This window comes from Tunicatimonas sp. (assembly GCF_049647865.1).
In the GTDB taxonomy this organism is placed as follows: Bacteria; Bacteroidota; Bacteroidia; order Cytophagales; family Cyclobacteriaceae; genus Tunicatimonas.
The window spans coordinates 1-5,405 of sequence record NZ_JBARYM010000389.1; the positions used below are offsets into that span (position 1 = coordinate 1).

Here is a 5,405-nt window from a genome sequence, read left to right on the forward strand (position 1 = left end):
CGGTAAGTGGCGGCGGACACTCGGGTGGGGGCGTATGTATCTCTACATCGGATCACGCACGATTTGGGTTACTGTTCCTAAGGCGAGCCAATTGGAATGGTGAGCAACTGATTTCTGAGCGTTGGATTGATCAGGCGACCACTTCATCGACAGCTAACGAAAGCTACGGTTATATGTGGTGGGTTAACCGCGGTGAACGGGCTTGGGAAGGAGTATCACCCTCAGTGTACTACGCCGCTGGGTTTGGCGGTAACTTCATCATTATTGATAATGAAAATGATTTGGTCATTGTGACTCGTTGGTTAAATCCACCCCAGGTGGGAGAGATGGTGCGGTTAGTACAGGCTGCGATAGAGAAGTAAACTGAGTTACTAATTTGGAGGTAGTTCAGCCACTATGGTTCTTCCCGCTTTGGTTTTATCGCCAATATTTACTTTCACTTCAGCATTCAACGGAAGGTACAGATCTACGCGAGAACCAAATTTAATAAACCCAAACTCTTCGCCCTGCCGTACTTTGTCGCCCTCACCTACGTACCATTTAATTCGGCGAGCCATTGCTCCGGCAATCTGACGAACTAGTATTTCCAAGCCATTCTGCAACTGTAGTACCATGGTGGTACGCTCATTATCAGTACTGGACTTAGGGTGCCAAGCAACTAAATACTGACCAGCATGATACTTGAAATATTTCACTAGCCCGGAGGCTGGATTGCGGTTAACGTGAACGTTGATCGGCGACATGAAGATAGATACCTGCATCCGGCGTTCTTGAAAGTATTCCTTTTCTTCGGCTTCTTCAATCACTACTACTTTTCCATCTGCCGGAGCCAGAATCTGCGTTTCGTTCTGATCTACTACGATTTTAGGATTACGAAAGAACTGTAGAATAAGCAAGTATAAAAGGGCACTCGCAATAACGACAACCATTTGCAAAACGGTTCGTTCGGGAAAAAAATACGCGATTGCTACATTGAGCAAAACCAGAACGATTAGGGAAACCAATAGCAGTAAGCGGCCTTCTTTGTGAATAGTCATAGGTAATTAAAGTTGCTGTAACTATACTACAAAGATAAGCGAGATTTGTTACGGAGGAGGTTTAAAGGAAAGAATGAGTGAAGGATAGGGTGATTTATTCTATCACTCACTAATTTCTTAGAACCCACCCCGGAATTTATAGGTATTAGCGACTTTGTCAATAGCAACGATGTAGGCGGCAATTCGCATGGATACTCCGTACTTCACGGCTGTTTGGTAAACCCGCTCAAAAGATTCGCGCATAATACGGTCGGAGCGGCGATTCACCCGGTCGCGCGTCCATTTATACCCAAGGCGATTCTGTACCCACTCAAAGTACGAAACGGTTACTCCTCCGGCGTTAGCTAGAATATCCGGAACAACTAACGTTCCCTTACTATTGATAATATCATCGGCCCGAGCGGAAGTAGGGCCGTTAGCACCTTCTACAATCATACGAGCACTAACCTGTTCAGCGTTTTTTACCGTAATCACATCTTCCATAGCCGCCGGAATCAGAATATCTACTTCTAGAGTCAGCAGTTCGTCTCCTTCAATAACTTCTCCACCGGTGAATCCCGCCAGCGTGCCATTATTGGCCGCTCGAAATTCTACCGCTTGCTGAATATTAATACCATCGGGGTTGTAGTATGCCCCCGAAATATCGCTGATGGCTACCACTTTACTGCCCCGCTCTTCCATGAGCAGAGCCGCATGAGAACCAACATTACCAAAGCCTTGTACCGCTACAGTAGAATGGTACGGATTGATCTTTAGCTTTTCCATTGCGGCAAAAGCCGAAACCATCACTCCGCGCCCCGTGGCTTCGGTACGCCCGGTTGACCCGCCCAATACAATTGGTTTTCCGGTAACTACCGCATTAATAGTCATACCGTTGGCTCGAGAGTATTCGTCCATAATCCAGGCCATCTCCCGGGGGCCGGTGCCCATATCGGGAGCGGGAATATCGCGGTCAGGCCCAAAAATGCTAAACATCTCTTGGGTGTACGATCGCGTTAAACGCTCAATCTCGCCAGAAGACATTTGTCGGGGATTACAGCGGATACCACCTTTTGCCCCACCGTAGGGAATATCTACCACCGCGCATTTCCAGGTCATCCAAGCGGCTAATGCTTTTACTTCATCGATATTCACTCCCATATCGTAGCGAATACCCCCTTTGGATGGACCGAGAATATTGGAGTGAATTACGCGATACCCTTCAAACACTCGGATGGAACCATCGTCCATGGTGACGGGTAGCGAAACAATGACCTGCTTCACCGGATTCTTTAAAACATTATAAACTTCATCATTCAATCCTAGCGCCTGCGAAGCAATATGGAAGCGCGACATCATGGATTCAAACGGATTTTCGTGATCTTTTATCGGAGCTGGTTCTACGTATGACATTTTGTTAACTCATTAGAGAGATTATAAAATCTAGCGCAAAATTAGCAATCTAGTTTTATAAAATGTAATCAACGTAGGGTTTTTAAAAAAATTTTAAAAAAATGACGATGAAGTGCGATGCTAATAACAACCCGTCAAAACGGTCGAGGAACCCACCGTGTCCGGGTAATCCCTTCCCTGAGTCTTTAATGGCAATGCTGCGTTTAAAAAGTGATTCTACCAAATCGCCGTAGGTACCGGTGACAACAATAATTGCGCCTACAATAATCCATTCCCAGGCAGGTAAGTCCGTGTAAAAGTATGATAAAAGTAAGGCAGTGACTAAAGCAGTAATCGCCCCGCCAATACTACCCTCCCAAGATTTCTTCGGGGATACTCGCGCGAATAGCTGTCTTCGCCCGAAGCGCACTCCGGCAAAATAGGCGCCAGTGTCACTCGCCCAGAATAGTGAGAGAATTCCTAGCACAATTTGAAAACTGTACATACTGCCAGAGAAAGCGATTAAGTTTAATAAAGCGAAAGGAACTGCTACGTAAATGATACCACAAAGTGTGAAGGCAATGTTGGTAAACGGTTTTTTATCAGACTTTTTATACAGTTTGATAAAGAAGATACTGGCCATCGCTGGAAAAACCAGTAGATAATAGCTGGCATCTATTGTACCTCGCTCTACTAAGAAACTGACCGTAAATATCAACAGCCCCGTAAATGTGCCAACCGATTTCAGCGGCAACATACCATCTAAGCCCGTAAGTTTATAGAACTCTAACTGAGTTAGCCCGCAGATGCCAAAAAAGAGGGCGAAATACGTCCATTCTCCATTGTAAACAGCAAACACTATTGCCATAATACCAACAGTTCCGGTGATAACTCTTTGAGTAACGTTGTTGTATCTATCTAAAGCGGATATCATCGCTAATAATTTTCAGAGCACTTATAACACAATCGGGAGCTACGTAAATTTCAATGAGCCCAAAATGGTACGCCCGATCTTGTTTATCAATAAGCACTGGATTTAGTTGCTGATCTTCCAGTACTGCTTTCACAATCTCGGCTTGATAACGCTGCTGCGTACTAAACACTTTTTGCCACCTACTATTCATCCAACTGCTTTAACCTTGTCATTTGCCGAAACTGGTGCAGCAAAAACGCTCCGGCTACGGTAGCAGCTAATACTACCGGCCAGGCTACTGACTCAGTGGCTTCCAGATCAATATCGGTAATTTCTTGCTGATATAAGTATAGCATAAATAAAGTAAAGCCATTATTTACAAAATGGGCAAAAATAGCGTACCATAAATTTCCAGACCAATAAAATAAATAACCGAACAAAGCTCCTAACAGCAAGCGAGGAAAGAATCCATAAAACTGTAAATGAATAGCACTAAACAGCAAGGCAGCTAACCAGATAGCCACATGATGATTACCCACTAGTTTATGCAACTTAGGCTGTACCAACCCTCGAAATAATAACTCCTCTCCTACCGCTGGCAATACTGCAATTACTACCAAGCCGATAAGCAATCCTGAAATGCTATTGAACTGAGTAAGATACTCCGTTAGCTCTTTTAGTTCGCCTTCCTTAGTTTTCGCCCATTCTTCAAAAGCAGGAGAAATTCCGCTAAAATCTAGATTCATATTCCACTCAATAATTACTGAGTTGGCAAACATAAAGGCAATCATAAGTAGAAACACTACGCCTAAAACAGCTACCGAGGTAGGGAAACGAACGGCCAAGGGTGAAGCCTCTTTATCGGTAGATTGAGCGGGAGAAAGACGTGCGCTGCCGAAATAAGGCATTAAAGGTGTTAATAGTTGTCGATCAATCAGGCGATAGTGTAATAATGGAGCGATAATAAACCCGAAAATGGAGGTAGCTGCCTGAAGGATAAGCAGCGCCGATTTAGCTTGAGGCGAGCTCATAGGATTAGCCAATGCCTGCTGAATATTCTGGAAGTCGTAGTTAAATAAAGGGAGGATACCAACAAATGCAATAGCCTGCCCCAAAAACAACCCCAGTAGCACAAAACCAATTAAAATTAGCAGGGAAGAGACTATATTTGTTTTTCGTATTACCGTTGGTTCCGGTTTTTCTAGTAAATCCATGAATTTTATTTGTCTATCTAACTTCTCACTAAACGTTATGTTGCGGAATGAAGAAAAAGCCTACCGGAGCAAAGTTAAAGAAACTTCTGACTTTCATTCGTTGTAGTTTTGTAATGTGTTTAAGTGTTCTTGTATTCGTGTGTTCATGATTGAGTAGCTTTGAACATTTGAACATTTGAACACCGATTGAATTAGACTGTGATGAAAATTGATACGATAGATTTAGGTGAATTTCCGCTATTGCTCGCTCCAATGGAAGATGTGAGTGATCCTCCGTTTCGGGCGGTGTGTAAAAAAAATGGGGCCGACATCATGTACACGGAGTTTATTTCTTCGGAAGGGTTAATTCGGGATGCGGCCAAAAGTGTGGAGAAGCTGGATATTTACGATTACGAACGACCGATTGGTATTCAGATTTTTGGCGATAAGATAGAATCGATGCGGGAAGCGGCAGCCATAGCTGAAGCCGCTCAGCCCGAACTAGTAGACATCAACTACGGCTGTCCGGTAAAAAAAGTAGCTTGCAAAGGAGCTGGTGCCGGAATATTGCAAGATTTGCCCAAGATGCAGGAAATGACTCGCGAGATCGTCAACCGAGTACAGCTCCCGGTTACGGTAAAAACCCGCTTGGGCTGGGACGAAAAGACTATAAAAATTGTGGAAGTAGCCCAGCGATTACAAGATGTCGGCATTCAGGCATTGACCATTCACGGGCGTACTCGTAAGCAAATGTATAAGGGGGAAGCCGATTGGAACCCTATTGCCGAAGTAAAGAATCATCCCAATATTCATATTCCTATTTTTGGAAACGGCGATATTGACTCGCCTGAAAAAGCACTAGATTATCGTCACCGCTACGGAGTGGATGGA

General features: G+C 44.2%; 6 protein-coding genes and 1 pseudogene. 2 read left to right on the forward strand and 5 right to left on the reverse strand.

From position 1 onward, the window contains the following. A pseudogene (locus tag WBA23_RS11650) lies at positions 1-362 on the forward strand (serine hydrolase domain-containing protein); the annotation flags it as partial. A gap of 9 nt (positions 363-371) precedes the next feature. On the opposite strand, the gene WBA23_RS11655 reads toward WBA23_RS11650, so the two are convergent. The 5 genes from WBA23_RS11655 to WBA23_RS11675 form a co-directional block, all read right to left on the reverse strand. Then, complete coding sequence (locus tag WBA23_RS11655; protein WP_424582453.1) at positions 372-1,037, reverse strand: phosphatidylserine decarboxylase family protein; 666 nt, start codon at positions 1,035-1,037, stop codon at positions 372-374. A gap of 117 nt (positions 1,038-1,154) precedes the next feature. Beyond that, complete coding sequence (locus tag WBA23_RS11660; protein WP_424582454.1) at positions 1,155-2,429, reverse strand: Glu/Leu/Phe/Val family dehydrogenase; 1,275 nt, start codon at positions 2,427-2,429, stop codon at positions 1,155-1,157. A gap of 82 nt (positions 2,430-2,511) precedes the next feature. Then, on the reverse strand, positions 2,512-3,342 hold the full coding sequence (locus tag WBA23_RS11665) for a phosphatidate cytidylyltransferase (RefSeq protein WP_424582455.1): 831 nt from the start codon (positions 3,340-3,342) through the stop codon (positions 2,512-2,514). After that, complete coding sequence (locus WBA23_RS11670) at positions 3,323-3,532, reverse strand: hypothetical protein (protein ID WP_424582456.1); 210 nt, start codon at positions 3,530-3,532, stop codon at positions 3,323-3,325. Before WBA23_RS11670 ends, WBA23_RS11665 begins: the two co-directional genes overlap by 20 nt. Continuing rightward, positions 3,525-4,535, reverse strand: a complete 1,011-nt coding sequence (locus tag WBA23_RS11675) for a lysostaphin resistance A-like protein (RefSeq protein WP_424582457.1) — start codon at positions 4,533-4,535, stop codon at positions 3,525-3,527. Before WBA23_RS11675 ends, WBA23_RS11670 begins: the two co-directional genes overlap by 8 nt. 198 nt (positions 4,536-4,733) lie before the next feature. Between WBA23_RS11675 and WBA23_RS11680 the strand changes: the two genes are divergently transcribed. Beyond that, positions 4,734-5,405, forward strand: a 672-nt coding sequence (locus tag WBA23_RS11680) for a tRNA dihydrouridine synthase (protein ID WP_424582458.1), incomplete at its 3' end; no start/stop codon positions are given.

Coding starts and splice junctions, on each gene's coding strand:
- WBA23_RS11655 (WP_424582453.1), bottom strand. CDS start 1,037: ATGACTATTCACAAAGAAGGCCGCTTACTGCTATTGGTTTCCCTAATC.
- WBA23_RS11660 (WP_424582454.1), bottom strand. CDS start 2,429: ATGTCATACGTAGAACCAGCTCCGATAAAAGATCACGAAAATCCGTTT.
- WBA23_RS11665 (WP_424582455.1), bottom strand. CDS start 3,342: ATGATATCCGCTTTAGATAGATACAACAACGTTACTCAAAGAGTTATC.
- WBA23_RS11670 (WP_424582456.1), bottom strand. CDS start 3,532: ATGAATAGTAGGTGGCAAAAAGTGTTTAGTACGCAGCAGCGTTATCAA.
- WBA23_RS11675 (WP_424582457.1), bottom strand. CDS start 4,535: ATGGATTTACTAGAAAAACCGGAACCAACGGTAATACGAAAAACAAAT.